The 24557-nt window shown below is 67.8% G+C and carries 29 protein-coding genes and 1 tRNA gene; 25 read left to right on the forward strand and 5 right to left on the reverse strand.

Annotated elements, in window-relative coordinates; genetic code table 11:
- Positions 1-3: 3 nt before the first annotated feature.
- Positions 4-654 (reverse strand): alpha/beta hydrolase, encoded by a 651-nt coding sequence (locus GGQ87_RS12450; RefSeq protein ID WP_168048233.1) that lies wholly within the window; start codon positions 652-654, stop codon positions 4-6.
- Positions 655-816: 162 nt separating this feature from the next.
- Here GGQ87_RS12450 and GGQ87_RS12455 point away from each other — a divergent pair, with 162 nt between their 5' ends.
- From GGQ87_RS12455 to GGQ87_RS12515, 13 genes are read left to right on the forward strand one after another with little or no spacing between them, the layout of a single operon-like run.
- Positions 817-1290 carry an Rrf2 family transcriptional regulator gene (locus tag GGQ87_RS12455; protein WP_168048235.1) on the forward strand — a complete coding sequence of 158 codons (474 nt, stop codon included), beginning with the start codon at positions 817-819 and terminating at the stop codon, positions 1288-1290.
- The gene (locus tag GGQ87_RS12460) at positions 1287-2426 is read left to right on the forward strand and encodes an aminotransferase class V-fold PLP-dependent enzyme (RefSeq protein WP_168048237.1); all 1140 of its coding nucleotides are present in this window, start codon (positions 1287-1289) and stop codon (positions 2424-2426) included. Before GGQ87_RS12455 ends, GGQ87_RS12460 begins: the two co-directional genes overlap by 4 nt.
- Before the next feature lie 3 nt (positions 2427-2429).
- Positions 2430-3899: a Fe-S cluster assembly protein SufB gene (gene sufB, locus GGQ87_RS12465; protein ID WP_168048239.1), complete on the forward strand. Its 1470-nt coding sequence runs from the start codon at positions 2430-2432 to the stop codon at positions 3897-3899.
- Positions 3896-4612, forward strand: coding sequence for a TIGR02466 family protein (locus GGQ87_RS12470; RefSeq protein ID WP_168048240.1), 717 nt, complete (start codon positions 3896-3898; stop codon positions 4610-4612). Before sufB ends, GGQ87_RS12470 begins: the two co-directional genes overlap by 4 nt.
- 45 nt (positions 4613-4657) lie before the next feature.
- Entirely contained in the window at positions 4658-5407 is a 750-nt protein-coding gene (gene sufC / locus GGQ87_RS12475; protein ID WP_168048242.1) for a Fe-S cluster assembly ATPase SufC, read from the forward strand.
- Positions 5404-6432 carry a Fe-S cluster assembly protein SufD gene (sufD, locus tag GGQ87_RS12480; RefSeq protein ID WP_168048244.1) on the forward strand — a complete coding sequence of 343 codons (1029 nt, stop codon included), beginning with the start codon at positions 5404-5406 and terminating at the stop codon, positions 6430-6432. Before sufC ends, sufD begins: the two co-directional genes overlap by 4 nt.
- Positions 6411-7649: an aminotransferase class V-fold PLP-dependent enzyme gene (locus GGQ87_RS12485; RefSeq protein ID WP_168048246.1), complete on the forward strand. Its 1239-nt coding sequence runs from the start codon at positions 6411-6413 to the stop codon at positions 7647-7649. The genes sufD and GGQ87_RS12485 overlap by 22 nt, the downstream gene beginning before the upstream one ends.
- Positions 7646-8029 (forward strand): SUF system Fe-S cluster assembly protein, encoded by a 384-nt coding sequence (locus GGQ87_RS12490; protein WP_168048248.1) that lies wholly within the window; start codon positions 7646-7648, stop codon positions 8027-8029. The genes GGQ87_RS12485 and GGQ87_RS12490 overlap by 4 nt, the downstream gene beginning before the upstream one ends.
- Before the next feature lie 7 nt (positions 8030-8036).
- Positions 8037-8435 (forward strand): HesB/IscA family protein, encoded by a 399-nt coding sequence (locus GGQ87_RS12495; RefSeq protein ID WP_168048250.1) that lies wholly within the window; start codon positions 8037-8039, stop codon positions 8433-8435.
- Positions 8435-9433, forward strand: a complete 999-nt coding sequence (locus tag GGQ87_RS12500; RefSeq protein WP_168048252.1) for a methionine ABC transporter ATP-binding protein — start codon at positions 8435-8437, stop codon at positions 9431-9433. The genes GGQ87_RS12495 and GGQ87_RS12500 overlap by 1 nt, the downstream gene beginning before the upstream one ends.
- Positions 9433-10098: a methionine ABC transporter permease gene (locus GGQ87_RS12505; RefSeq protein WP_168048254.1), complete on the forward strand. Its 666-nt coding sequence runs from the start codon at positions 9433-9435 to the stop codon at positions 10096-10098. Before GGQ87_RS12500 ends, GGQ87_RS12505 begins: the two co-directional genes overlap by 1 nt.
- A 22-nt stretch (positions 10099-10120) precedes the next feature.
- Positions 10121-10927 (forward strand): MetQ/NlpA family ABC transporter substrate-binding protein, encoded by an 807-nt coding sequence (locus GGQ87_RS12510; protein WP_168048256.1) that lies wholly within the window; start codon positions 10121-10123, stop codon positions 10925-10927.
- Positions 10928-10930: 3 nt separating this feature from the next.
- The gene (locus GGQ87_RS12515) at positions 10931-11296 is read left to right on the forward strand and encodes a TfoX/Sxy family protein (protein ID WP_168048258.1); all 366 of its coding nucleotides are present in this window, start codon (positions 10931-10933) and stop codon (positions 11294-11296) included.
- Here GGQ87_RS12515 and GGQ87_RS12520 read toward each other — a convergent pair.
- The 3 genes from GGQ87_RS12520 to GGQ87_RS12530 all read right to left on the reverse strand — a co-directional run bounded on the left by GGQ87_RS12520 (position 11286) and on the right by GGQ87_RS12530 (position 14881).
- Positions 11286-12074 (reverse strand): lysophospholipid acyltransferase family protein, encoded by a 789-nt coding sequence (locus GGQ87_RS12520; protein ID WP_168048260.1) that lies wholly within the window; start codon positions 12072-12074, stop codon positions 11286-11288. The genes GGQ87_RS12515 and GGQ87_RS12520 overlap by 11 nt on opposite strands.
- Before the next feature lie 31 nt (positions 12075-12105).
- The gene (locus tag GGQ87_RS12525; protein WP_168048269.1) at positions 12106-13161 is read right to left on the reverse strand and encodes a GGDEF domain-containing protein; all 1056 of its coding nucleotides are present in this window, start codon (positions 13159-13161) and stop codon (positions 12106-12108) included.
- Positions 13162-13276: 115 nt separating this feature from the next.
- The gene (locus GGQ87_RS12530; RefSeq protein WP_168048271.1) at positions 13277-14881 is read right to left on the reverse strand and encodes a DEAD/DEAH box helicase; all 1605 of its coding nucleotides are present in this window, start codon (positions 14879-14881) and stop codon (positions 13277-13279) included.
- Between the two features lie 239 nt (positions 14882-15120).
- Here GGQ87_RS12530 and GGQ87_RS12535 point away from each other — a divergent pair, with 239 nt between their 5' ends.
- On the forward strand, positions 15121-15480 hold the full coding sequence (locus GGQ87_RS12535) for a hypothetical protein (protein ID WP_168048273.1): 360 nt from the start codon (positions 15121-15123) through the stop codon (positions 15478-15480).
- Positions 15481-15566: 86 nt separating this feature from the next.
- Here GGQ87_RS12535 and GGQ87_RS12540 read toward each other — a convergent pair.
- A tRNA-Asp gene (locus tag GGQ87_RS12540) sits at positions 15567-15643 on the reverse strand.
- A gap of 261 nt (positions 15644-15904) precedes the next feature.
- Here GGQ87_RS12540 and GGQ87_RS12545 point away from each other — a divergent pair.
- Genes GGQ87_RS12545 through nuoG form a run of 11 tightly spaced genes read left to right on the forward strand, consistent with a single transcriptional unit; the run spans position 15905 to position 24555 of the window.
- Positions 15905-16282: an NADH-quinone oxidoreductase subunit A gene (locus tag GGQ87_RS12545; protein ID WP_168048275.1), complete on the forward strand. Its 378-nt coding sequence runs from the start codon at positions 15905-15907 to the stop codon at positions 16280-16282.
- Entirely contained in the window at positions 16252-16908 is a 657-nt protein-coding gene (locus GGQ87_RS12550; protein ID WP_425339282.1) for a NuoB/complex I 20 kDa subunit family protein, read from the forward strand. Before GGQ87_RS12545 ends, GGQ87_RS12550 begins: the two co-directional genes overlap by 31 nt.
- Positions 16909-16931: 23 nt before the next feature.
- A complete protein-coding gene (locus tag GGQ87_RS12555) occupies positions 16932-17528 on the forward strand; it encodes an NADH-quinone oxidoreductase subunit C (protein WP_245161670.1) in 597 nt (198 codons plus the stop codon).
- Positions 17528-18799, forward strand: a complete 1272-nt coding sequence (locus GGQ87_RS12560) for an NADH-quinone oxidoreductase subunit D (protein ID WP_168048279.1) — start codon at positions 17528-17530, stop codon at positions 18797-18799. The genes GGQ87_RS12555 and GGQ87_RS12560 overlap by 1 nt, the downstream gene beginning before the upstream one ends.
- The gene (nuoE, locus tag GGQ87_RS12565; RefSeq protein WP_168048281.1) at positions 18796-19458 is read left to right on the forward strand and encodes an NADH-quinone oxidoreductase subunit NuoE; all 663 of its coding nucleotides are present in this window, start codon (positions 18796-18798) and stop codon (positions 19456-19458) included. Before GGQ87_RS12560 ends, nuoE begins: the two co-directional genes overlap by 4 nt.
- Complete coding sequence (locus tag GGQ87_RS12570; protein ID WP_168048283.1) at positions 19455-19721, forward strand: hypothetical protein; 267 nt, start codon at positions 19455-19457, stop codon at positions 19719-19721. The genes nuoE and GGQ87_RS12570 overlap by 4 nt, the downstream gene beginning before the upstream one ends.
- Positions 19721-19951, forward strand: coding sequence for a hypothetical protein (locus tag GGQ87_RS12575; RefSeq protein ID WP_168048285.1), 231 nt, complete (start codon positions 19721-19723; stop codon positions 19949-19951). Before GGQ87_RS12570 ends, GGQ87_RS12575 begins: the two co-directional genes overlap by 1 nt.
- 2 nt (positions 19952-19953) lie before the next feature.
- Positions 19954-21267, forward strand: coding sequence for an NADH-quinone oxidoreductase subunit NuoF (gene nuoF / locus GGQ87_RS12580; RefSeq protein ID WP_168048287.1), 1314 nt, complete (start codon positions 19954-19956; stop codon positions 21265-21267).
- Positions 21268-21269: 2 nt separating this feature from the next.
- Entirely contained in the window at positions 21270-22013 is a 744-nt protein-coding gene (locus tag GGQ87_RS12585; protein ID WP_168048289.1) for a GDSL-type esterase/lipase family protein, read from the forward strand.
- Positions 22010-22510 (forward strand): hypothetical protein, encoded by a 501-nt coding sequence (locus tag GGQ87_RS12590; protein WP_168048291.1) that lies wholly within the window; start codon positions 22010-22012, stop codon positions 22508-22510. The genes GGQ87_RS12585 and GGQ87_RS12590 overlap by 4 nt, the downstream gene beginning before the upstream one ends.
- Complete coding sequence (gene nuoG / locus GGQ87_RS12595) at positions 22510-24555, forward strand: NADH-quinone oxidoreductase subunit NuoG (RefSeq protein WP_168048293.1); 2046 nt, start codon at positions 22510-22512, stop codon at positions 24553-24555. The genes GGQ87_RS12590 and nuoG overlap by 1 nt, the downstream gene beginning before the upstream one ends.
- Positions 24556-24557: the final 2 nt, after the last annotated feature.

Below are 24557 nucleotides of genomic sequence, written 5' to 3' on the forward strand. Positions count from 1 at the left end.
AGTTCACGCCGGCTTCTCTTCCAGCCGCTTGTCCAGGTAGAGCCCGACGCGGCGGTCGACGGCGTCGATGTGGTCCTGCCAGAAGTGGCTGGCGCCCTCTTCCAGCTCATAGTCGATGACGATGCCCTTCTGGGTGCGCAGCTTGTTGACGACGCGCTCGACCTCGACCGGCGGGACGACGGTGTCGGCGGTGCCGTGCAGGAACAGGCCCGAGGCGGGGCAAGGCGCGAGGAAGCTGAAGTCGTACATGTTCGACGGCGGCGAGACCGAGATGAAGCCGTCCGTCTCGGGGCGGCGCATCAGCAGCTGCATGCCGATGTAGGCGCCGAACTGGTAGCCGGCGACCCAGGTCTGGGTGGCGCCGGGATTGTTGGACTGGAGCCAGTCGAGGGCGGTGGCCGCGTCGGCCAGTTCGCCAATGCCGCTGTCGAACTCGCCCTGAGACTTGCCGACACCGCGGCTGTTGTAGCGCAGGGTGGCGAAGCCCCGCTTCACGAACAGCTGGTAGAGGGTCACGGTGACCGGGTTGTTCATATGCCCGCCCGCCTTGGGGTGGGGGTGCAGGATCAGGGCGATCGGGGCGTTCGGGCGCTTGCCCGGCGAGTAACGGCCTTCGATACGGCCAGAGGCCCCGGGCAGAATGACTTCAGGCATGGGCGGCGCGAATTCCCGTGTTCAAACATCATTTCGCAGCTGCGTAATACTTGACCGCACCAGTAGGACTTTCTAAGTCCGCCGTGCGTGCTGACGCTTTTGCGAAGGCGCGGGTTCTAGCACAGGACCCTCGAAAAGCGCGCGGTTTTTGCGGGTAGCGCGATGCGACTGTCGACCAAGGGACGATACGCCGTGATGGCGATGGCCGATCTGGCCAAGAACGGCCGCGCCGATGGCGTGCAGCGGGCCGTTTCGCTGGCAGAGATCGCGGCGCGGCAGGAGATTTCGCTGAGCTATCTGGAGCAGTTGTTCGCGCGCTTGAGGAAGAGCGGACTGGTGCAGAGCGTGCGCGGTCCGGGCGGCGGCTACCGGCTGGCCAAGGGCGCGCATGAGACGGTGGTCGCCGAGATCGTGCTGGCCGTGGACGAGCCGATCCGGGCGACCCGCTGCATCGGCCATTCGTCGCCCAAGGGCTGCATGATGGCGGGCGAGCGCTGCATCACCCACAATCTGTGGGAGGACCTCGGCGACGAGATTCACCGCTATCTGGCGGGCGTGTCGCTGGAGGACGTGGTGATGAACCGCACCGGGGCGCGGCGTCGCGATGCTTCGGCGGGCGTGGGGGTGGCGGCGTGAGCGGCGTCTATCTCGACTACAACGCCTCCGGCCTCGTTCGTCCCGAAGTGCAGGACGTGATGGCCAAGGCGCTGGCCGACAACGGCAATCCGTCGGCGGTACATGCGGCCGGCCGCCGGGCGCGGGCGCGGATCGAGACGGCGCGGGCGCAGGTGGCCGATCTGGTGGGGGGCGATCCGACGGCGGTGGTCTTTTCGAGCGGCGGGACGGAATCCAACGCCCAGGCGATCCTGAGCGCGCTGGCGGCGGGCTGCGAGCGGCTGATCGTCGGGGCGACCGAGCATCCGTGCGTAGCCGAGGCGGCGGCGGTGTCGGGCAAACCCGTCGAGGTGCTGCCGGTCGATGCGGACGGCGTGGTCGATCTGGACTGGCTGGCCGGGGCGCTGAGGCGGCCGGGCCGGGCGGTGGTGGCGATCCATCATGCGAACAACGAGAGCGGCGTGATCCAGCCGATCGCCGAGGCGGCGACGCTGGTCCGGGCGGCGGGCGGCTGGCTGCACGTCGACGCCATCCAGTCGGCGGGCAAGATCGCGGTCGACATGCGGACGCTGGACGCGGACACCCTGACGCTGTCGGCGCACAAGCTGGGCGGGCCGCAGGGCGTCGGGGCGCTGGTGTCGAAGGAAGGCGCGCCGATCATCCGCACCCTCCACGGGGCCGGGCAGGAGCGCGGGCTGCGCGCCGGGACCGAGAACGTGCCGGGCATCGCCGGGTTCGGCGTGTCGGCCGACTGCGCGGCGCGGGACCTGCCGTCGTCGCTGGCGCACAAGGCGTGGCGCGATGCGGCGGAAGCCAGGGTGAAGGCCGCGGGCGCGACCATCATCGGCGGCGGCGTCGAGCGGCTGCCCAACACCCTGTTCATGGCGGTCGAGGGCTGGGACAGCCCGCAGCAGCTGATCACCCTGGACCTGATGGGGGTCATGGTTTCGGCCGGCAGCGCCTGTTCGTCGGGCAAGACAAAGCCGTCCAAGGCGATCTCGGCCATGGGGCTGGATCATCTGGCCACGGGCGGTGTCCGTGTGTCGGGCGGCTGGGGAACGGTGGAGGGCGATTGGTCGCGGTTCGCCGAGGCCTGGGTCTCCTCATATGAGAAGCACCGCGCGCGCCATCCGGAACGCGTGAAGGAAGTCGCGTAAGTCATGGCCGCTGTTAAGGAAACCATCGAAGCGGTCGCCGCGCTCGAGAAATACGAGCACGGCTTCACCTCGGATATCGACACCGAATACGCGCCCAAGGGGCTGAGCGCCGACATCGTGCGCTTCATCTCGGAGAAGAAGGGCGAGCCGGAGTGGATGCTGGAGTGGCGCCTCGCTGCCTATGAGCGCTGGCTGGCCATGGAAGAGCCGACCTGGGCGGCGGTGAAGTACGAGCCGGTCGACTATCAGGACCTGTTCTACTACGCGGCGCCGAAGCAGAAGGAGGGGCCCAAGAGCCTCGACGAGGTCGATCCCGAACTGCTGGCCGTCTACGAGAAGCTGGGCATCCCGCTGAAGGAGCAGGCGGTGCTGGCCGGCGTCGAGGGCGCGCCGCGCTATGCGGTGGACGCGGTGTTCGACAGCGTCAGCGTGGTGACCACCTTCAAGGCCGAACTGGCCAAGGTCGGTGTGATTTTCATGCCTATTTCCGAGGCCTTGCGTGAACATCCTGAGCTGGTGCGCAAATACCTAGGCTCGGTAGTGCCGGTCTCGGACAACTATTTCGCGGCCCTGAACAGCGCGGTCTTTTCGGACGGGTCGTTCGTCTACATCCCGCCGGGCGTGCGCTGCCCGATGGAGCTGTCGACCTATTTCCGGATCAATGCGTCGAACACGGGCCAGTTTGAGCGGACCCTGATCATCGCCGACAAGGGCAGCTACGTCTCGTATCTGGAGGGCTGCACGGCCCCGATGCGGGACGAGAACCAGCTGCACGCCGCCGTGGTCGAGATCGTCGCCCTGGACGACGCCGAGGTGAAATATTCGACGGTCCAGAACTGGTATCCGGGCGATCCGGCGACCGGCAAGGGCGGCATCTACAACTTCGTCACCAAGCGCGCCGACTGCCGCGGCGACCGGTCGAAGGTGTCGTGGACGCAGGTCGAGACCGGCTCGGCCATCACCTGGAAATATCCGTCCTGCATCCTCAAGGGCGAGGAGAGTTCGGGCGAATTCTATTCGATCGCCATCACCAACGGGCGCCAGCAGGCCGACACCGGCACCAAGATGATCCACCTCGGCAAGAACAGCCGTAGCCGGATCATCGCCAAGGCCGTGTCGGCCGGGAAGTCGGACTCGACCTATCGCGGACTGGTGTCGGTGCACCCGAAGGCGACGGGCGTGCGCAACTTCACCCAGTGCGACAGCCTGCTGATCGGCAAGGAGTGCGGCTCGCACACCGTGCCTTACATCGAGGCCCGCAACGGCTCGGCCCAGCTGGAGCACGAGGCGACGACGACGCGGCTGTCCGACGACCAGCTGTTCTACGCCCAGCAGCGCGGGCTCTCGCAGGAGGAGGCGGTGGCCCTGCTGGTCAACGGCTTCGTCCGCGACGTGCTGCAGGAATTGCCGATGGAGTTCGCCGTCGAGGCGCAGAAGCTGGTGGCGATCAGTCTGGAAGGGAGCGTTGGATGACGACCGCTCCGAACACCGAGCTGAATCTCAAGATCAACCACCTGTTCTCGACGCCGGTGGTGGTCGGGAAATTCGCTGACGGCGCGGCACTTGCCCGCGAAATTCGCGATGTCGCACGCGAGCGTCAGCGCGCGCATCCGGGCGTCTCGCAGTCCAATGTCGGCGGCTGGCATTCGACCTATGACATGATCGCCTGGGGCGGGCCGGCGGCGAAACGACTGGCGAATCTCGCGATCGCTATGGCGCGGCAGGTGTCGTCGTTCAGCGGAGCCACATCCGACGACTACGTCTGGACGGCGCACATGTGGGCCAACATCTCCGGACCGGGCGCGTCCAACTCCGTGCACGTCCATCCGGGCATGCTGTGGGCTGCGGTTTTCTATGCCGATCTCGGTCAGGACCTGCCCGGCGAGGATGTCGGGGGTCTGCTGCATTTCGAGGATCCGCGGCATCCTCTGCCGAGCATGCGGCACAAGGACTTTCGGCTCACGGACGCCACCGGCGAGCCCTACAATGGAGCCAAGTCGATCAAGTCCGCGGTCGGCGATCTGGTGCTGTTCCCGTCCTGGCTCAAGCATGGCGTCACGCCCTACACCGGCGCCAGCGAGCGGATCAGCATCGCCATGAACCTGGACTGCCAGGCGCCCAGCGCCGCCTCACGGGCTCGGCCGCGGTCGGCCCAGACGGTCGCCGGACCGGAGCGTCTTCAATGACCGCGGTCCAGCTGTTTTCCTTCGATTCCCCGACGAGGCCCTGACGTGCTTTCCATCTCCAATCTTCACGTCTCCGTCGGCGACAAGCCGATCCTCAAGGGGCTGACGCTCGATGTGCCGGCGGGCGAGGTGCACGCCATCATGGGGCCGAATGGGGCCGGCAAGTCGACGCTGGGCTACGCCCTGTCGGGACGGCCGGGCTATGAAGCGACCGACGGCGCCGTGGCGTGGAAGGGCGAGGACCTGCTGGCGCTGGAGCCCGCCGAGCGGGCGGCGAAGGGCGTCTTCCTGTCGTTCCAGTATCCGATCGAGATTCCCGGCGTCCCGGCCCTGACCTTCGTGCGCACGGCGCTGAACGCCCAGAAGCGGGCGCGTGGCGAGGACGAGGTGTCTGCGCCCGCCTTCCTGAAGATGGTCAAGGCGGCCTCGGCGGCGCTGAAGATGGACTTCGACATGCTGAAGCGGCCGCTCAATGTCGGCTTCTCCGGCGGCGAGAAGAAGCGGATGGAGATCCTGCAGATGGCCCTGCTTGAGCCATCGCTGCTGATCCTCGACGAGACGGATTCCGGGCTGGATATCGACGCCCTGCGCATCGTGGCCGACGGGGTCAACGCCCTGCGTTCGCCCGACCGGGCCATGCTGGTGATCACCCACTATCAGCGCCTGCTGGACTACATCAAACCGGACCGGGTGCATGTGTTGGCCGCCGGCCGGATCGTGGCCTCGGGCGGGCCGGAACTGGCGCTGCAGCTGGAGGCGGAAGGGTACGACAAGTATCTGCCGCAAGCCGCTTGATCCCGGCCGCACAGATCGACCTTCGCGACGCATCCAGCTTCCCCTCGCGGCGGGTGGAGGCGTGGAAATACAGCGACCTGCGCCAGGTTCTTCGCGAGGCGCCGCATCCTTCGCCGTCGGCGGCCATCCCGATCACCGGCGGCGGGCCGTTCGAGGCGCTGGGCGGCGAGGCCATGGTGTTCGTCAACGGACGGCCCGTCGGCGTCAGCACCCTGATGGCGTCCGGGACGCAGACGGTGCGGCTGCGCCTCATCTCGAAGGCCGAGGGCACGGGCCATACCGTATCCGCCCGTATCTCGGCGCGGGCCGGGGCCCGGCTGCTGATCCTCGAGACCCATGAGGGCGAGGGCTCGGCCTATGTGGCGCACAACCGGCTGGAGCTGGACGTCGCGCACGACGCCGAGGTGACGCGGATCGTCCTCGCCGACGAGGCGGCGGACGTGGTCTCCATCTCGCAGGCGCGGGTGCGGGTCGCGCCGGGCGGGCGCTATCGCCAGACCATCGTCACGACCGGGGCGAAGCTGCAGCGGCTCGAGACCGAGGTGACGCATCTGGCCCAGGGCGCGGATGTGCGGCTGGACGGGCTGTATCTGCTGTCCGACGCGCGACATGCCGACCTGACCAGCGTGGTCGACCATGCGGCGGCGAACGGCACGACCTCGCAGCTGACCAAGGGGGTGGTGCGCGACACCGCTCGCGGCGTGTTCCAGGGCAAGATCGTGGTCGAGCGCGGGGCCGACGGAACGGATGCGCGGATGGGGCACCACGCGCTGATCCTCGGCGAGCGGGCCGAGGTCGACGCCAAGCCGGAGCTGATCATCTACGCCGACGACGTGCAGTGCGCGCACGGCAATACAGTCGGCAATCTGGACCAGAACGCCCTGTTCTACATGCAGCAGCGGGGCATCCCGGCCGACGAGGCGCGGGCGCTGCTGACCGAGGCGTTTCTGGTGGAGGTGGTCGACCGGATCGAGCCTGAGGGCGCGAGAGAGGTGGTGCGGGAATGGCTGACGGCTCGCCTGTGACCCGCTTCGATCCCTACGCCGCGCGCGCGCAGTTCCCGATCCTGTCGCGGACGGTGAACGGCAAGCCGCTGGTCTATCTGGACTCGGCCGCCTCGGCGCAGAAGCCGCGGGCGGTGATCGACGCCATGGTGCGGACGATGGAGGGCAGCTACGCCAACGTCCATCGCGGCCTGCACACCATGGCCAACGAGACGACCGAAGCGTTCGAGGCCGCGCGCGAGAGCGTGGCGCGGTTTCTCAATGCGCCGGCGGCGACGAACATCGTCTGGACCAAGGGCGGGACCGAGGCGATCAACCTCGTGGCCTCCGGGATCGGCCAGACCCTCCAGCCCGGCGACGAAATCATCGTCTCGGAGATGGAGCATCACTCCAACATCGTGCCGTGGCATCTGCTGCGGGAGCGGCGCGGAGCGGTGATCCGGTGGATCCCGACGCTGGACGACGGTTCGCTGGACATGGCGGCCTATGCGGACCTGCTGGGGCCGAAGACACGGATCGTGTCGGTGACCCACATGTCGAATGTGCTGGGGACGATCAATCCTGTGCGGGCGATCACGGAGATGGCGCACGCCGTGGAGGCGCAGGTGCTGATCGACGGCTGCCAAGGCGCGGTGCACGCCGCGCCGGACGTGCAGGCCATCGGCTGCGACTTCTACGTCTTCACCGGCCACAAGCTGTACGGGCCGTCGGGGATCGGCGCGCTCTACGGCACGGCGGAAGCGTTGGAAGCGCTGCCGCCGTATCAGGGCGGCGGCGAGATGATCGAGACGGTCACCGCGACCGAGATTAGATACGCCAAGCCGCCGCACCGGTTCGAGGCGGGGACGCCGCCGATCGTCGAGGCCATCGGCCTGGGCGCGGCCATCGAATGGCTCAGCCAGTTCGACAAGGCGGCGGTGACGGCCCACGAGAAGGCGCTGTACGACCATGCCCGGGCGCGGCTGAATGGCGTCAACTGGCTGCGGGTCATCGGCGAGGCGGAAGGGAAGGGGGCGATCCTGACCTTCACCGTCGACGGCGCCCACGCCCACGATATCGCCCAGGTCATGGACCGGTACGGCGTTGCGGTGCGGGCCGGGCTGCACTGCGCCGAGCCGCTGGCGAAAAGGTTTGGCCTGACGTCGAGCGCCCGCGCCAGCTTCGCCCTATATAACACCCTCGAGGACGCCGACGCCTTTGCCGACGCCCTGATCAAGGCCCGTGAGTTCTTTGCATGAGCGACCAGACGACACTTGAAGATGACGGCGGACGCGGCGCGGCCGTGGCGGCGGGCGCGATCTCGCAGCCCGAGCTGGACCGGCTGACCGACGACATCATCGCCGCGCTGAAGACGGTGTTCGACCCGGAAATCCCGGTCGACATCTATGAGCTGGGCCTGATCTACAAGGTCGACCTGTCCGATGATTTCGACGCGCGGATCGAGATGACCCTGACGGCGCCGGGCTGCCCGGTGGCCGGCGAGATGCCGATCTGGGTCGAACAGGCGGTGATGAAGGTCGAGGGCATCAAGTCGGCGACGGCGGACCTGACGTTCGACCCGCCTTGGGATCCGTCGAAGATGAGCGACGAGGCCAAGCTGGCCCTGAACATGTTCTGAGGACGCGATGACCGAGCTTCAGACCAGCACCCGCCCCCGCCGGCCCCGTCCCAAGGCCGTGTCCCTGACCGACGCCGCAGCCGACCGCGTGCGGGAGATCATGGCCAATGCGGAGACGCCCGCCGTGGGCATCCGCGTGGGCGTGAAGAACGGCGGCTGCGCCGGCCAGGAATACACCTTCGCCTATGCCGAGAGCATTGGGCCGATGGACGAGGTCGTAGAGGACAAGGGCGTCACCATCCTGATCGACCCCAAGGCAATCCTGTTCCTGATCGGGTCGGAGATCGACTACGAGACGACGAAGCTGGCGTCGAAATTCGTGTTCCGGAACCCGAACCAGACCGACGCCTGCGGCTGCGGCGAGAGCGTCACCATCATCCCCGCCAAGGCGCTGGACGCCGGCTGATGATCAGGCTGGAGGGGGTGACGAAGCGCTTCCGGAGCGCGGCGGGCGAACGCGTGGCGCTGGACGGGATCGATCTGACGGTCGAGGCCGGGCAGGTGTTCGGCGTGGTGGGCCGGTCGGGCGCGGGCAAGTCGACGCTGATCCGGACGATCAACCTGCTGGAACGGCCGGACGCTGGCCGGGTGTTGGTCGACGGGCATGAGATCACGGCGCTGAAGCCGACGGAGCTGCGGGCTGCACGGCGGCGGATCGGGATGATCTTCCAGCATTTCAACCTGCTGAACGCGAAGACGATCGCCGAGAACGTGGCCTTTCCGCTACGGCTGGAAGGCCGGCCGGGCGCTGAGGTCGACCGCCGGGTGGCGGAGCTGCTGGAGCGGCTGGGGCTGACGGAGCATGCGAAGAAGCATCCGGCCCAGCTGTCGGGTGGCCAGAAGCAGCGGGTCGGCATCGCCCGGGCGCTGGCGACGGAGCCCAAGGTGCTGCTGTGCGACGAGGCCACTAGCGCTCTGGACCCCGAGACGACCGAGGACATCCTGACCCTGCTGGACCAGCTGAACCGGGAGCTGGGCCTGACCATCGTGCTGATCACCCACCAGATGGAGGTGGTGCGGCGGGTGTGTGATCGCGTGGCGGTGCTGAAGGACGGCCGGGTGGTGGAGGAGGGGGCGACTGCCGACGTCTTCCTGCATCCGCAACACGCCGCGACGCGGGCCATGCTGGCCGAGGGCGATGAGGCGTTCGACGCGTCCATGGCTCCGGCCGGCGGACGGCTGGCGAAGCTGACGTTCCGCGGCGGCTCGACCTATGAGCCGGAACTGAGCCGCGTCGCGCGCTCGGTGGGCGTGGACTATTCGATCCTGTCGGGCCGCATCAGCCGCATCCGGGGCGAGCCGTACGGCCAGCTCGTCGTGGCCTTCACCGGCGGCGACGCGGAGGCGGCTGTGGCGCAGCTGACCGCCCGGGGCGTTACAGTCGAAAGCGTGGGGGCGGCGTGATGGAAGCCCTGTTCGCCAACATCGACTGGCCCGAGATCGCGCGGGCGACCCGCGACACCCTGCTGATGCTCGCAGGGTCGATGGCGCTGACGGTGCTGTTCGGCGTGCCGCTGGGCGTGCTGCTGTACCTGTCCGGCAGGGGGCGGCTGGCCGCCAATCCGGTGCTCAACGCCGTGCTGTCGCTGATCGTCAACATCCTGAGGTCGGTGCCCTTCATCATCCTGCTGATCGTCATGCTGCCGGTGACGGTGCTCCTGGTCGGGACGTCGCTGGGCGTGGCCGGCGCCATTCCGCCGCTGGTCGTGGGCGCCGCCCCCTTCTATGCGCGGCTGGTCGAGACCGCGCTGCGCGAGGTCGACAAGGGCGTGGTCGAGGCGACCCAGGCCATGGGCGGCTCGACGTTCCAGATCGTGACGCGGGCCTTGCTGCCCGAGGCCATGCCCGGCGTCATCGCCGGCGCGACGGTCACCGCCATCGCCTTGGTCAGCTACACCGCCATGGCGGGCGTGGTCGGGGCCGGCGGTCTCGGCGACCTCGCCATCCGCTTCGGCTATCAGCGCTTCCAGACCGATGTCATGGTGGTCACCGTCGTCCTGCTGCTCCTGCTGGTGCAGGGTCTCCAGATGCTGGGCGACCGTCTCGTCGCCGCCGTTTCCCACCGCTGATCGCTCCCCCGAAAGGCCTCCCATGATCCGCCGCACTCTCCTGACACTCGCCGCCGCCGCCGTGGCTCTCGCCGCCTGCGGGCAGGGAGCTGAAAAGGCCGCAGGGCCGAACGCGCCGCTGATCGTCGGCGCGACCGCCGTGCCGCACGCCGAGATTCTCGAGCACATCAAGCCGATGCTGGCGGCGCAGGGCGTCAACATCGAGATCAAGGTGTTCAACGACTACGTCCAGCCCAACACCCAGCTGGTCGAGAAGCGGCTGGACGTGAACTATTTCCAGACCAAGCCCTATCTGGACGAGTTCAATGCCTCGCGCGGCTCCAGTCTGGTGACGGTGGCGGGCGTGCACGTCGAGCCTCTGGGCGCCTATTCGCGCCGGTTCAAGTCGCTGGCCGAGCTGCCGCAGGGGGCGCAGGTGGCGGTGCCGAACGACGCCTCTTCCATCGGGCGGTCGCTGATCCTGCTGCAGAAGGCCGGGCTGATCCGCCTGAAAGACCCGACCAACCCGCTTCAGAGCCTGCGCGACATCGCCGACAACCCGAAGGGCCTGCGGTTCCGCGAGCTGGAATCGGCGACCCTGCCGCGCGTGCTGGACCAGGTCGACATGGCCGTGATCAACACCAACTATGCGCTCGACGCCGGGCTGAAGCCGAAGACGGACGCCCTGACGCTGGAAGGCGCTGACAGCCCGTATGTGAACTATCTGGTGGCCCGCGCGGACAATCGTGACGATCCGCGGGTGGCGGCGCTGGCCGCGATGTTGCGCAGCCAGGCGGTGAAGGACTTCATCGCGCAAAAGTACGACGGTGCCGTGATCCCGGCGGCCTGACCGATGGCCTATGATCCCGAGTTCGGCGAATGGGTGCGCGAGCATCTGGCCGCGCTGGGTCCGCTGGAGATCAAGCGAATGTTCGGCGCGGGCGCCGTCTACGCCAACGGCACGATCTTCGCCCTGCTGGACGACGGGGTGATCTGGCTGAAGGCGGACGAGGTCAACGCGCCCCTGCTGACCGCGGCCGGAGCGCGGCAGTTCACCTATCCCACGAAGGAGGGGGCGATGACCATGGCCTATTGGTCGTTGCCGGAGCGCGCTCTGGACGACCCGGACGAAGCGGTGGACTGGGCGCGCCAATCGATCGACGCGGCGCTGCGCAAGGCGGCGGCCAAAAAGCCGCGCAAGCCCAAGGTCAAGCCGTAGCGGCCGCGAGCTTCGCCGCCTTCGCTACTTCGTCGGGCGTCGGGACCTGAACCGCGGGGGTGACGGGGCGACATGTCGCCTGGGCGATCAGCTCGGCGGTTTTGCCTTCGACGGCGGCTTCGAGGCGGGCGAGGAACTCGTCCTTGGCTAGCCCGGTGGGGATGGGGTCGAGGAACTCCAGCGTCGCCGTCCCCGGATGTTTCGCGAACGCCTCCTGCGGCCAGAAAAGGCCGAGGTTGGTCGCCAGCGGCACCACGGGCATGTCGAAGTCGCGGTACATGTGCCAGACGCCCGAGCGGTAGCGGAATTTCTCGCCGACCTTGGCCAGATTGCCCTCGGGGTAGATCAGGATCTTGCGGCCGGCGGCGTGGGCGTCGGCGGCGCGGTGTTTCAGCGCCTCGCGCGCTTCGCGGCCGCCGCAGTTGTTGACCACGATCGCCCCGAGCTTGCGCAGCACCGTGCCCAGCAGCGGAAACTTCTCCAGATGGTCCCCGGTGACGAAGGCGAGGTCGTCGAACTGGTCGTAGGTGGCGAAGCCGTCGCCCCAGCTCTGGTGTTTGGAGGCGATGATGAAGGCGCCCTGCGGCAGGCGCTCGCGGCCCCGCGCCTCGATCCGGATGCCGGCGAAGACGCGCATGGCCTGCACCATCCGCTTCACATAGCGGCGGATGATCCAGCTGGTCGCGCCGCGCCCCGGGGTGAGGGCCGCGAAGGCCGCCGCGGAGGCGTAAAGGATCGACAGGAGCCAGTAGGCGACGTTGAAGGCCAAGCTTCTCATCGTACGACTATGGCGCGATTTGGAGCGAGGTCTAGGCGGCGTCGTCGAGCCAGTCGGCGCAGGTGACGCGGTTCCGGCCCGAGCGCTTGGAGGCGTAGAGGGCGGCGTCCGCGCGGCCGAGGAGGCTGACGGCGGTCTCGCCGGAGCGCCGGTGGGCGAAGCCGATGGAGACGGTCACGGCGCCGAGGTCGTCGTTGGTCGAGCGCCGGCGGAGGGAGCGGGAGCCGATCTCACGCCGGATGCCTTCGAGCGCACCCTCGACCTCAGGCAGGCTTTCGCTCGGGAAGATGATGGCGAACTCCTCGCCGCCGTAGCGGGCGGCGACGCGGGGGGGCTTGGCGGACTTGCTGAGCACGCTGGCCACGTAGCGAAGCACCTGATCGCCGGTCTGATGACCCCAGGTATCGTTGAAGCGCTTGAAGTGATCGATATCGAGGACGGCGAGCGACAGACGCCCACCGTCGGCCAGGGCGGCCTGGCAGGCGTTTTCCAGTTGCTCGTCGAACGCCTTGCGGTTGGCCAGGTTGGTCAGGGCGTCCGTCATGGAATCGCGGCGGACCTGTTCGAGGTGCTCGCTCAGGCGGGCGATCTCCCGGGTCGACAATTCGAGCTTCTTCTCGAGAGTTTCGTTGTCGCGCTTGATCTTGCGGGTGGCGCCCGACAGGTCGGCGACGATCGCGCGAAGCTGGGGTGCGCCATCGGCGGCCTCGAGGCTGCCGGCGGCGCCTTCCAGGGTACGGCCGTAGGCGGACTGGGCCTTGTGAGCCTTCGAGATCGCCTCTGTGACGCTGCTCAGTTCACGGTCGAGGACGCGGCCGGCGTCGCGAATCTCTTCAGTCAGTCTTCCGCGGGGCAGGTATTCGGCGGCCAGCATCTCGGCCACCGCCTCGGTGAAGGGTTCGCCGGCGGCCAGCATCCGCTCGATCTCGCGACCGAGGGCCCCGTCCGGATCGCCCAGATACTGCAGCCAGAGTTCGAAATTGAGCGGGGTCGGCCAGACGGACGCGGCCTCCATCGCCTCGACGGCCCGACGCGCCAGCGAATAGGCTTCGGGTCCCCGCAGCGTGGTTTCGACCGCTTCCTTCATCAACGTCCCCGGACGGGTCGCATCAGGAACAGCGACCTCAACGGGCGTCAATCTAGGCCGGGTTTCCGTAACGCCCGGTTAAATCCGGGCGAAAACGCCGCCGCCCTCAGGCTTTTCAGGCCTTGAGGGTGACCGGCCGGCGCAGGAAGGCGGGGATTTCGGACTCGCCGAACGGGCGGCCATTGCTGCGCTGGGCCTCGGGCTCGGCGCGCGAGCCGCGGCGGTCGGACTGGCGCAGGTGGGCTTCCTGGGCCGGGCGGGCTTCCTGGGCCGGGCGGGCTTCCGGGGCAGGCCGGGCGTCAGTCGCGGGCTCCGCGGGCGCGGCCGAAACTTCGGCCGGAGCTTCAACCTGGGCCGTGGCCGAGCGGCCGCCGCGACGGCTGCGGCTGCGGCGGGCAGGGGCCCTGGCCTCGGTTTCCGAAACGGCCGCGATCTCCACGGCGGCGGCGGGCGCCTCAGCGACAGTCTCGACGACTTCATCGGCATCCGCTTCGGGAGCCGAAGCCCGGCGCGAGCGGCCGCCGCGTTCGCGGGCCGGCTCCGCCCGTTCCGTCTTCTCTGGACGGCGGCTGGAGCCGGAGCCGAGATCGGCGCTGTCCAGCACCAGCTCCTCGGGGGCCATCTTGATCAGCTTCAGCACCTTGTCGAGCGAGCGGTCGTCCGCCGGCGTGACAATCATGAACGTCTGGCCGGTCTTGCCCGCGCGCCCGGTGCGGCCGATGCGGTGCACATAGTCGTCGGCGTGGTGCGAGACGTCATAGTTGAAGACGTGGCTGACGTCCGGGATATCCAGACCACGGGCGGCGACGTCGGAGGCGACCAGCAGCTTCAGCTCGCCAGAGCGGAAGGCGGCCAGCGTCTTGGTACGCAGCGACTGGTCGAGGTCGCCATGGATCGGGGCCGCGTCGAAGCCGTGCTGCTTTAGCGACTTGGCGACGACGTCGACCTCGGACTTGCGATTGCAGAAGACGATGCCGTTGCGCACGTCTGAACGGCCGATCAGGGCGCGCAGGGCGGCCCGCTTCATCTTCGAATCGCTGGAGGGGATGCGGACCAGATACTGGGTGATGGTTTCGGCCGTCATCGCCGGGCGCGAGGCCTCGATGCGGGTCGGATCCTTCAGGAACTGGGTGGTCAGCCGGGTGATCTCGGGCGGCATGGTGGCCGAGAAGAACAGCGTCTGGCGCTTGGGCGGGGTCAGTTTGAAGATGCGTTCGATGTCGGGGATGAAGCCCATGTCGAGCATGCGGTCCGCCTCGTCGACGACCATCAGCTCGACGCCGTTCAGCATCATCTTGCCGCGCTCGAACAGGTCGAGGAGACGCCCGGGAGTGGCGATCAGGACGTCGACGCCCTTGTTCAGCGCCGCTACCTGGTCGCCCATGGAGACGCCGCCGATCAGCAGCACCCACGTCAGCTTGGTGCCCTTGGCGTATTTCTCGAATGACATGGCCACCTGGTCGGCCAGCTCGCGGGTCGGGGCGAGCACGAGGGCGCGGGGCATGCGCGCCCGGGCGCGGCCCTTGGACAGGCGTTCGATCAGGGGGAGGGTGAAGGCGGCGGTCTTGCCGGTGCCGGTCTGGGCGATGCCCAGAACGTCGCGGCCGGCGAGAGCCACGGGAATGGCCTGGGCCTGGATCGGGGTCGCGGTCGTATAGCCGGTGTCGACGACGGCTTGCAGGGTCGTGGGCGAGAGGCCCAGCTGGGAGAATTCGGTCATGGGTCCTTTGGACAGGTACTGAAGGACGCCCCGCGCATCGGGCCGTCGTGCGATGTGCGGAACCGCCCTGTCTCTGGGCGAGCGGGCGGCGCGGATTCGCCAGTCCTGTCCCGAACGTGCGCCGCATATAGAAGCCCCCACGCCAGAGTCAACTATTCGCGGAACCGGCGAGAGGGGTTGGCATTCCCTAAACGATTGTTAATAGTCCGCCCCGGGAAGGGCTGATCAGGGGTACCAGTATGCTTCGCACGCTTGCCGTGGCGGCTGTTTCAGCCGCGTGTCTGTTGGCCAGCCCGGGCCAGGCCGGCATCAACTCCGCCTTCGGAAACACGGTGCTGTCGCGCTATCCCGACGGCGGCTGGGTCAAGCATTTCTTCGATCCGGACGGCAGCTATGCGGCGCAGTTCTCGGACGGCCGGCGGCTTTCGGCGCGCTGGCGGGTCGAGGGCGAGCGTATCTGCCTCCGAAACATCCGCCCCAATATGCTGATCCCGCGTTTCTGCACCGCGATGATCGACGCCGATGTCGGCGAGACCTGGCAGTCGCGCGACCCGCTGGGCCGCCGCGTACAGAACGTGCTGGTCGCCGGGCGCAACTGACACCTCGATCGGCTGATCTGTCATTCTGGATGAAAGGACCGCCTGCGGGGCGGAGCGCCATTCCCTGACTGCGAAATCAGAGGGAATGGCGCGAGTGACGGGGCTCGAACCCGCGACCTCCGGCGTGACAGGCCGGCACTCTAACCAACTGAGCTACACCCGCGTTTCCCGGCCGCGAAGCAGTGCGTCGCGGCGAGGGGCGTCGTTTAGGCGGGGCGGCTGCGCACTGTCAAGCGACGAAGGCGACGATCCGGGCAGTTTTTCGCCGGTTTCTCGCGGGCGCTGACAGAGGCTATGCCGGTCCGGATGGTTGCGAACCATTCTCAAGAAAAACCTTTCGCCGCATGGGTTTGAACGGGCGCGGTTCCGGGTCTAGAAAGCGCCGAATCCGCCCCTCCCTCTGTGGCGGACGAGGTCCTTCCGGATGAATGCATTCCTTCTCGAATATCTGCCGATCGTGATCTTTCTCGGGATCGCTGCGGCGCTCGGCGTCGGCTTCATGCTGGCGGCCTGGGTGCTGGCTCCCAAGAACCCCGACTCCGAGAAGCTGTCGGCCTACGAGTGCGGCTTCAACGCCTTCGACGACGCCCGCATGAAGTTCGACGTGCGGTTCTATCTGGTGTCGATCCTGTTCATCATCTTCGACCTCGAGGTCGCCTTCCTGTTCCCGTGGGCGGTGTCGATGTTCGACCTGTCGCAGGCGGGCATGGTGTTCGCCTTCTGGTCGATGATGGTCTTCCTCGGCGTGCTGACCGTCGGCTTCATCTACGAATGGAAGAAGGGCGCCCTCGAATGGGAGTGACCACCGACAACACCTTCCCGCTGATCGGCGCGGGCAACCAAGGCGCGTCGGGAGCCGGAGCGGCGCCGTCGTCGCCGGTCGCCTTCGGCCAGGCCGGCCGGACGCTGGTGCAGGGCTACGACCCGGCGATCCACGACAAATTCTTCGAGCAGGTGAACGCCGAGCTCGGCGAACGCGGCTTCATCACCACCTCGCTGGACGACGTGATCAACTGGGCCCGCACCGGCTCCCTGATGTGGATGACGTTCGGTCTGGCATGCTGCGCCGTGGAGATGATGCAGGCCTCGATGCCGCGTTACGACATGGAGCGGTTCGGCATGGCTCCGCGCGCCAGCCCGCGCCAGTCCGACCTGATGATCGTCGCCGGCACCCTGACCAACAAGATGGCTCCGGCGCTTCGTAAAGTATACGATCAGATGCCCGATCCCCGTTACGTGCTTTCCATGGGTTCGTGCGCCAATGGCGGCGGGTATTATCACTATAGCTACAGTGTAGTGCGTGGTTGCGACCGCGTTGTACCTGTCGATGCTTATGTGCCGGGGTGCCCGCCGACGGCGGAGGCGCTGCTGTACGGGCTGCTGCAGCTGCAGAAGAAGATCCGGCGGACGGGGACGATCGACCGATGAACGCCCTCGCTCGCACCGAAGAGATGGAAACGGCCCTGACGCCCCTGGGCGCCGAGATGGTCGGCGCGCTGGGCGTGCAGGCGCAGGTGGCGTTCGGCGAACTGACGCTGGTGGCGGAGCGCGAGGGGATCGTCGCGGTGCTGACGGCGCTGCGCGACCGGTTCGGCTTCCAGCAGCTGGTCGACTTGTGCGGCGTCGACTACCCGGATCGCGAGGAGCGGTTCGAGGTGGTCTATCACCTGATCTCGTTGACCCGGAACGCGCGCATCCGCGTCAAGGTCACGACGGATGAGCACAAGCCGGTGCCGAGCGTGATTTCCGTCTATCCGAACGCCGACTGGTTCGAGCGCGAGGCGTTCGACATGTACGGCATGCTGTTCTCGGATCACCCGGACCTGCGCCGGCTGCTGACCGACTACGGCTTCCAGGGACATCCGCTGCGCAAGGATTTCCCGATGACCGGCTACGTCGAGGTCCGCTACGACGACGAGCAGAAGCGGGTGGTCTACGAGCCGGTGAAGCTGACGCAGGAATTCCGGCAGTTCGACTTCACCTCGCCGTGGGAAGGCGCTGAGTATCCGGCGCCGGTGCTGCCGGGCGACGAGAAGGTTCAGGGCTGATGGCTGACGCATCCACCATCCCGGCGCCGCTGGGAGCCACCGACGTGTTCGACGACGCGCCGCACGACGGGCGTACCGAGCACGCCCGCGCGCTCGACGACCGAAAATTCACGATCAATTTCGGCCCGCAACATCCGGCCGCGCACGGCGTGCTGCGCCTCGTCCTGGAGCTGGACGGTGAACTCGTCACCCGCGTCGATCCGCACATCGGCCTGCTGCACCGCGGCACCGAAAAGCTGATGGAAGCGCGGACCTACGTTCAGAACATCCCGTATTTCGACCGCCTCGACTACGTGGCGCCGATGAACCAGGAGCACGCCTTCTGCCTGGCCATCGAGCGGCTGCTGGGGCTCGAGGTGCCGTACCGCGGGCAGCTGATCCGGGTGCTGTATTCCGAGATCGGCCGCATCCTGTCGCACCTGCTGAACGTCACCACGCAGGCCATGGACGTCGGCGCCCTGACGCCGCCGCTGTGGGGCTTCGAGGAACGCGAGAAGCTGATGGTGTTCTATGAGCGCGCCTCCGGGTCGCGCCTGCACGCCAACTATTTCCGCCCGGGCGGCGTGCACCAGGACCTGCCGCCGGATCTGGTGGACGACATTGGCCGCTGGTGCGCCGAATTCCCGGCGGCGCTGAAGGACATCGAGAGCCTCGTCACCGAGAACCGCATCTTCAAGCAACGCAACGTCGACATCGGCGTGGTGTCGAAGGAGCAGGCGCTGGCCTGGGGCTTCTCCGGCGTGATGCTGCGCGGCTCGGACATTCCGTGGGACCTGCGCAAGTCGCAGCCCTACGAATGCTATGCCGACCTCGAGTTCGACATCGCCGTCGGCAAGAACGGCGACTGCTGGGACCGCTACCTCTGCCGCATCGAGGAGATGAAGCAGTCGGTCCGGATCATGGAGCAGTGCATCCACAAGCTGCGCAACTGCCCCGGCGAGATCGTGCTGGCCGACAACAACAAATTCGTGCCGCCGCGGCGGGGCGAGATGAAGCGGTCGATGGAATCGCTGATCCACCACTTCAAGCTCTACACCGAAGGCTTCCGCACCCCGGAAGGCGAGGTCTATGCCGCCGTCGAGGCGCCCAAGGGCGAGTTCGGCGTCTATCTGGTCTCGGACGGCACCAACAAGCCGTACCGCTGCAAGATCGCGGCGCCCGGCTTCAAACACCTGCAGGCGATGGACTGGATGAACCGCGGCCACATGCTGGCCGACGTGTCCGCCATCCTCGGCTCCCTCGACATCGTTTTCGGAGAAGTGGACCGATGAGCGTTCGTCGTCTCGCCAAGGAACAGCCCGCCTCGTTCGCCTTCTCCAAGGCGACCCGGGCCAAGGCCGACTGGTGGATCTCCAAATATCCCGCCGACCGCCGCCAGTCGGCGGTGATCCCGATCCTGTGGCTGGTCCAGAAGCAGGAAGGCTGGGTCTCCGAGCCCGCCATCCGCGCCATCGGCGAACTGCTGGGCATGCCCTTCATCCGGGTGCTGGAGGTCGCGACCTTCTACACCATGTTCATGCTCGAGCCGGTTGGGACCAGCGCCCTGATCCAGGTGTGCGGCACGACGCCGTGCATGCTGCGCGGGGCAGGTGACCTGATGAAGGTCTGCAAGAGCAAGATCGGTCCCAAGGACGTGCTCAGCGCCGACGGCCGCTTCACCTGGCAGGAAGTCGAGTGCCTCGGCGCCTGCGCCAATGCGCCGATGGCCCAGATCAACGACTACTATTTCGAAGACCTGACGGCCGACAGCATGGCCCAGATCATCGACGACTTCGCGGCGGGCAAGAAGCCCAAGCCGGGATCGCGCGTCGGCCGCGCCAGCTCGGAGCCGGAAGGCGGGGCCCTGACCCTGACCGATCCGAAACTGTATGACGGCTCGGCGGCCCAGAAGATCAAGAAGCTGCCCAACAGCGATCCGGTGACGGCGTGACCAACCCCGACGTCTCCGAGCAAGAGGCGGTCGCGCGGTATCGCGCGGAGCTGCGCACGGTCGGCCGTAGTCAGCGGCTGGCCGGCTTCGTGCTGGTCGTTCTCGGGGCCATCGCGGTGTGGACGGCCACCTACGCCGGAGCCGCCGCGCCGACGGTGCAGTGGGCCGGCTATGCGGCGCTGGCCATCGGCTGGGCGCTGATGCTGGCGGCCATCTTCCTGCGCACCCGGTATCACCGCCGTCGCCTGCGGGAGGGCCTGTAATGGCTGACGCACCTACGCCCGCCGCCTGGCGGATCATCATGTTCGCCGGACTGGGCGACATAGTTTTCGGTGTCGGAATCGCGGCTGCGGGCCTGATGGGTTTCCTCGGTGAAGAGGGTGAGATCTACGCGATCGTCGGCGGCGTCATGGCTGTCTTCGGCGCTGGCATCATCGTCTGGGCCCGCAACAATCTCAGCAAGGCCGAAAGCCGGCGTGGAGACCTGAACTGACCATGGTCGGAATCCTCGAAGACAAGGATCGCATCTTCACCAACCTCTACGGGCTCCAGGACTGGGGTCTCGAGGGGGCGAAGAGCCGTGGCGCGTGGAACGCGACCCGGGACATGCTCGACCTCGGGCGCGACTGGATCATCAGCAACGTCAAGAACTCGGGCCTGCGCGGACGCGGCGGCGCCGGCTTCTCCACCGGGCTGAAGTGGTCCTTCATGCCCAAGGAGCTGAAGGATCGGCCGCACTATCTGGTGGTCAACGCCGACGAATCGGAACCCGGCACCGCCAAGGACCGCGAGATCATGCGGCACGATCCGCAGCTGCTGATCGAAGGCTGCCTGATCGCCAGCTTCGCGATGCAGGCGCACGCCTGCTACATCTATCTGCGCGGCGAATATGTGCTGGAACGCGAGCGCATGGAGGCCGCGGTCAAGCAGGCCTATGAAGCGAAGCTGATCGGCAAGAACAACGTCCACGGCTGGGACTTCGACGTCTATATTCACCACGGCGCCGGGGCCTATATCTGCGGCGAAGAGACGGCCCTGCTGGAGTCGCTGGAAGGCAAGAAGGGCCAGCCGCGTCTGAAGCCGCCGTTCCCGGCGGGGGCAGGCCTCTACGGCTGCCCGACCACGGTGAACAACGTCGAGTCGATCGCCGTCGTCGGCACCATCTTGCGCCGCGGCGCAGACTGGTTCGCGGGCTTCGGCCGGCCGAACAACACCGGCACCAAGCTGATGACCATCAGCGGCCACGTGAACCGGCCGTGCAATGTCGAAGAAGCGATGTCGATCCCGCTGAAGCAGCTGCTGGAAGAGCACTGCGGCGGCGTGCGCGGCGGCTGGGACAACCTCAAGGCGGTGATCCCGGGCGGTTCGTCCGTGCCGCTGATCACGCGCGAGATGTCCGAGACGGCGCTGATGGATTTCGACAGCCTGCGCGAAATGCGCTCGGGCCTCGGCACAGCGGCGGTGATCGTCATGGACCAGTCGACCGATCTGGTCCGCGCCATCGCCCGCATCAGCTATTTCTACAAGCATGAGAGCTGCGGCCAGTGCACGCCGTGCCGCGAAGGCACCGGCTGGATGTGGCGCGTGCTGGAGCGGATGGCGATCGGCGAGGCCGACCCCTCCGAGATCGACCTGCTGCTGGACGTGGCCGGTCAGGTCGAGGGCCACACCATCTGCGCCCTCGGCGACGCCGCGGCCTGGCCCGTGCAGGGCCTGATCCGGCATTTCCGCCACGAGATCGAGGAGCGGATCGCCTCCTACCGCAGCCGCCGTGCGAACTTCGCCGGCCACGCGATCGCGGCGGAGTAACGATGAACCGGGTGCGCGCCATCCTTGCCGGAGTGCTGATCGGAGCGGGACTTCTGTCCAGCGCCGCCGCGCCTGCATGGGCGGAAGCCGCCGCGCCGGCAGCCGGGGTGTCCCCGCAACAGGACAGCGCGGTTCGCCCGCCGGCTGGCTGGGACAACGCGTGGCTGCTGGACCATTATCGCGAGCGGACGACCGTCTTCTCCGGATACGAGCCTCTGAACGGCGCAGGCGTCGCCTTTGTCGGCGACAGCATCACAGAGGGTGGCGACTGGGCGGCCCTGTTCCCGGGCGTGCCGGTGCGCAACTACGGCATCGGCGGCGACCGGTCCGATGGCGTGCTGGCCCGAGCGGCTCAGGTCGTCGGCGCGCGACCGCAGCGGATCATCCTGATGATCGGCACCAACGATCTGGCGAACGGCTATACGCCGGAGGCCATCGCCGCCGACGTGGGACGCGTTCTGGCGCTGTGGAAGGCGGCTCTGCCGGACACCCAGCTGGTAGTCGAGAGCGTGCTGCCGCGTCAGCCAGAGTTCGACGCCCGCATCCGCGACCTGAACACCCGGCTGATGCAGACCGCCGCCGCGAATGGCGCAGACTGGATCGACATCCACACGGCCTTCCTCACGCAAGGCGACCGGCTCGACCCGGCCGTCACCGCCGACGACCTGCACCTGACGCCGCCGGGCTATGCACGATGGAAGACGATCATCGAGCCCTGCGTTCGCACCGGGGAGTGCGGCGCATGATGCGGTCCGCGGTTCTCCTGACGAGCCTGTCCGTCCTGCTGGCCGCCTGCGGCGAGCGGGCGGAGAAGGCCGAGCCCACGCCATCCGACGTGGTGTCGGCCGCTCCGGCGAAGACGGACGCCGCGCCCGAGGCTCCGGCCGTGCTCGACGCGGCCACGCTGCGCCGGGTCTGTCGCGCCGGTCTGGCCAACATCCACGGCCAGAAAGTCGGCGACATCTCGATCGACGGCCTCGAAGGCGAGATCGTCAACGCCTCGTGGCGCGCGCCGGTCGACGGCGGCCGCCGCCGGGCCCAGTGCCGGGTCGACGGCGACCTGATCACCTGGAAGCCTTCCGAGGCCCAGAACCCCGAACAGAACCGCTGGATGAACCAGTCCGGCGACCCGGTGACGCGCTTCGTCCTTGACGGCGAGGCGATCACCATCAACACGACGCTCCCGGATGGGACGACCGCCACGGAAACCTATTCCGTGGCTGCTGAGCAAGAGGCCCGCTGATGCCCGTCGCCAAGGTCAACGGCGTAGAAACCGAATTCGAGCCCGGCATGACCGTGCTCCAGGTCGCCGAGAAGGCCGGCCATGAGATCCCGCGCTTCTGCTATCACGAGCGGCTGTCGATCGCCGGCAACTGCCGCATGTGCCTGGTCGAGGTGAAGCCCGGACCGCCGAAGCCGCAGGCCTCGTGCGCCCTGCCGGCCGCCGAGGGCCAGGAGATCTTCACCGACACGCCGATGGTGAAGAAGGCCCGCGAAGGGGTGATGGAGTTCCTGCTCATCAACCACCCGCTGGATTGCCCGATCTGTGACCAGGGCGGCGAGTGCGACCTGCAGGACCAGGCCATGGGCTACGGTCGCGACGGCTCGCGCTATGCGGAGAACAAGCGCGCCGTCGAAGAAAAGAACATGGGTCCGACGGTGAAGACCTTCATGACGCGGTGCATCCAGTGCACGCGTTGCGTCCGCTTCATCACCGAGGTCGCCGGCGTGCCGGACATCGGCATGATCTCGCGCGGCGAGGACGCCGAGATCACGACCTATCTCGAGAAGAACATCGACAGCGAGCTGTCGGGCAACGTCAACGACCTGTGCCCCGTCGGCGCTCTGACCCACCGGCCGTGGCAGTACCACTACCGCCCGTGGGAGCTGAAGAAGACCGAGTCCATCGACGTCATGGATGCACTGGGTTCGAACATCCGCGTCGATGCGCGAGGACCCGAGGTCATGCGCGTGCTGCCGCGCGTCAACGAGGGCGTCAACGAGGAGTGGCTGTCGGACATCAGCCGCTATGTCGTCGATGGTCTGCAGCGCCAGCGGCTCGACCGCCCCTACGTCCGCGAGAACGGCAAGCTGCGCGTTGCTTCGTGGGAAGAGGCGCTGGGTGTCGTGGCGGAGCGGATCAAGGCGGCTCCGGCCGACCGGATCGGTGTCGTCGCCGGCGACCTGCAGGACGCGGAATCGATGAAGGCGGCGCTGGACCTGTTCCGCGCCCTGGGCTCGGCCAACACCGACTGCCGTCAGGACGGGGCGGCCGTGGGCGAGGGGCCGCGCGAGGGCTGGCTGTTCAACTCCGGCCTGCAAGGCATTGAAACGGCTGACGCGGTCCTGATCGTGGGCGCCAATCCGCGCACCGAGGCGCCGCTGCTGAACGCCCGCCTGCGCAAGGCGTGGCTGACCGGCCGGACTGAGGTCGGGGTTATCGGCGAGCAGATGAATCTGACGTTCGACCACAGCTGGCTGGGCGCGGGCTCCAAGACGCTGGCCAAGCTGCCGAAGGCGGCGATGGACTTCCTGACCAAGGCCGAGCGGCCGGCGATCATCGTCGGTTCGGGCGCCCTGACCGGCGACAACGGCGCGGCCGTGCTCAACGCCCTGGGCGCGCTGGCCAAGAAGGTCGGGGTCGTGACCGATGGCTGGAACGGCTTCAACGTGCTGCATAGCGCCGCCTCGCGCGTCGCCGGCCTCGACATGGGCTTCGTGCCGGGCGAGGGCGGCCTGACCGCCGCGCGGATGGTGGGCAAGGGCGCGCTGGACGTGCTGTTCCTGCTGGGCGCGGACGAGATCGAACTGGGCGCTTCGGACGCCTTCCGCGTCTATCTGGGCAGCCACGGCGACCGCGGCGCTCACGGCGCGGACGTGATCCTGCCGGGCGCGGCCTACACCGAGAAGCCGGGCATCTACGTCAACACCGAGGGCCGGGTGCAGATGGCGGAACGCGCCGTCTTCCCCAAGGGGCAGGCGAAAGAGGACTGGGCCATCCTGCGGGCCCTGTCGGCTCTGGTCGGCCAGACCCTGCCGTACGACACCCTGGACGCGCTGCGCTCGAAGCTGATGTCGGACCATCCGACCTTCGGCCGCATCGACTATCTGCCGGCGCCCGCCTCGTTCGACGTGACAAGCCTGGGCCGGAAGGGCGACCTCGGCGACGTGGCCTTCCACTCGGCCGTCCGCGACCCGTATCTCAATAACCCGATCGCGCGCGCCAGCGTGACCATGGCCGAGCTGTCCGCCCTGCGGGTGGCCCCGGTCGCGATGGCGGCGGAGTAAGG

The sequence above is a fragment of the Brevundimonas alba genome (genome assembly GCF_011927945.1).
Classification (GTDB): Bacteria; Pseudomonadota; Alphaproteobacteria; order Caulobacterales; family Caulobacteraceae; genus Brevundimonas; species Brevundimonas alba.

Bases quoted from the DNA above. Each gene is read 5' to 3' on its own strand.
- nuoG (WP_168048293.1), top strand. From the start codon at position 22,510: ATGCCCGTCGCCAAGGTCAACGGCGTAGAAACCGAATTCGAGCCCGGC.
- GGQ87_RS12470 (WP_168048240.1), top strand. From the start codon at position 3,896: ATGACGACCGCTCCGAACACCGAGCTGAATCTCAAGATCAACCACCTG.
- GGQ87_RS12530 (WP_168048271.1), bottom strand. From the start codon at position 14,881: ATGACCGAATTCTCCCAGCTGGGCCTCTCGCCCACGACCCTGCAAGCC.
- GGQ87_RS12525 (WP_168048269.1), bottom strand. From the start codon at position 13,161: ATGAAGGAAGCGGTCGAAACCACGCTGCGGGGACCCGAAGCCTATTCG.
- GGQ87_RS12590 (WP_168048291.1), top strand. From the start codon at position 22,010: ATGATGCGGTCCGCGGTTCTCCTGACGAGCCTGTCCGTCCTGCTGGCC.
- GGQ87_RS12535 (WP_168048273.1), top strand. From the start codon at position 15,121: ATGCTTCGCACGCTTGCCGTGGCGGCTGTTTCAGCCGCGTGTCTGTTG.
- GGQ87_RS12550 (WP_425339282.1), top strand. From the start codon at position 16,252: ATGGAAGAAGGGCGCCCTCGAATGGGAGTGACCACCGACAACACCTTC.
- GGQ87_RS12510 (WP_168048256.1), top strand. From the start codon at position 10,121: ATGATCCGCCGCACTCTCCTGACACTCGCCGCCGCCGCCGTGGCTCTC.
- GGQ87_RS12455 (WP_168048235.1), top strand. From the start codon at position 817: ATGCGACTGTCGACCAAGGGACGATACGCCGTGATGGCGATGGCCGAT.
- GGQ87_RS12495 (WP_168048250.1), top strand. From the start codon at position 8,037: ATGACCGAGCTTCAGACCAGCACCCGCCCCCGCCGGCCCCGTCCCAAG.
- GGQ87_RS12505 (WP_168048254.1), top strand. From the start codon at position 9,433: ATGGAAGCCCTGTTCGCCAACATCGACTGGCCCGAGATCGCGCGGGCG.
- nuoE (WP_168048281.1), top strand. From the start codon at position 18,796: ATGAGCGTTCGTCGTCTCGCCAAGGAACAGCCCGCCTCGTTCGCCTTC.
- GGQ87_RS12555 (WP_245161670.1), top strand. From the start codon at position 16,932: ATGGAAACGGCCCTGACGCCCCTGGGCGCCGAGATGGTCGGCGCGCTG.
- sufB (WP_168048239.1), top strand. From the start codon at position 2,430: ATGGCCGCTGTTAAGGAAACCATCGAAGCGGTCGCCGCGCTCGAGAAA.
- GGQ87_RS12485 (WP_168048246.1), top strand. From the start codon at position 6,411: ATGGCTGACGGCTCGCCTGTGACCCGCTTCGATCCCTACGCCGCGCGC.
- GGQ87_RS12575 (WP_168048285.1), top strand. From the start codon at position 19,721: ATGGCTGACGCACCTACGCCCGCCGCCTGGCGGATCATCATGTTCGCC.
- GGQ87_RS12500 (WP_168048252.1), top strand. From the start codon at position 8,435: ATGATCAGGCTGGAGGGGGTGACGAAGCGCTTCCGGAGCGCGGCGGGC.
- GGQ87_RS12585 (WP_168048289.1), top strand. From the start codon at position 21,270: ATGAACCGGGTGCGCGCCATCCTTGCCGGAGTGCTGATCGGAGCGGGA.
- nuoF (WP_168048287.1), top strand. From the start codon at position 19,954: ATGGTCGGAATCCTCGAAGACAAGGATCGCATCTTCACCAACCTCTAC.
- GGQ87_RS12450 (WP_168048233.1), bottom strand. From the start codon at position 654: ATGCCTGAAGTCATTCTGCCCGGGGCCTCTGGCCGTATCGAAGGCCGT.
- GGQ87_RS12545 (WP_168048275.1), top strand. From the start codon at position 15,905: ATGAATGCATTCCTTCTCGAATATCTGCCGATCGTGATCTTTCTCGGG.
- GGQ87_RS12520 (WP_168048260.1), bottom strand. From the start codon at position 12,074: ATGAGAAGCTTGGCCTTCAACGTCGCCTACTGGCTCCTGTCGATCCTT.
- GGQ87_RS12560 (WP_168048279.1), top strand. From the start codon at position 17,528: ATGGCTGACGCATCCACCATCCCGGCGCCGCTGGGAGCCACCGACGTG.
- GGQ87_RS12490 (WP_168048248.1), top strand. From the start codon at position 7,646: ATGAGCGACCAGACGACACTTGAAGATGACGGCGGACGCGGCGCGGCC.
- GGQ87_RS12515 (WP_168048258.1), top strand. From the start codon at position 10,931: ATGGCCTATGATCCCGAGTTCGGCGAATGGGTGCGCGAGCATCTGGCC.